This window comes from Methanobrevibacter sp. 87.7 (genome assembly GCF_002208625.1).
Lineage (GTDB): Archaea > Methanobacteriota > Methanobacteria > Methanobacteriales > Methanobacteriaceae > Methanarmilla.
In genome coordinates this window covers 1-274 of record NZ_MRCT01000295.1, presented here as the reverse complement: position 1 = coordinate 274, position 274 = coordinate 1, and the positions used below count along the sequence as shown (strand labels likewise).

Annotated in this window: 1 protein-coding gene; it reads left to right on the top strand. The window is 34.7% G+C overall.

The features are described from left to right. The coding region (locus tag BGI41_RS08285; RefSeq protein ID WP_198945435.1) for a 4Fe-4S binding protein at positions 1–274 on the top strand (274 nt) is incomplete at both ends.

Here is a 274-nt window from a genome sequence, read left to right as displayed (position 1 = left end):
GAGTTATATGATTATGGAATTGATCTTTCAGAAGAATATGATTATGTTGAAAATCTGATTAAGGTTCATGGTTTGGATGACACTCATATAGGCAAAGGAACACAATTATTTTTGGATGCAGCTGAAGAGCTGGGTTTAAATCCGATTAAAATGCCGAAAGCTATTTATGAAGAAAAATGTATTCAGTGCGGTCAGTGTGCATTTGGATGTCCTGTTGATGCAAAATGGACAGGAAAACACTTTGTTGACATAGCTATTGAAAATGGTGTAGAAT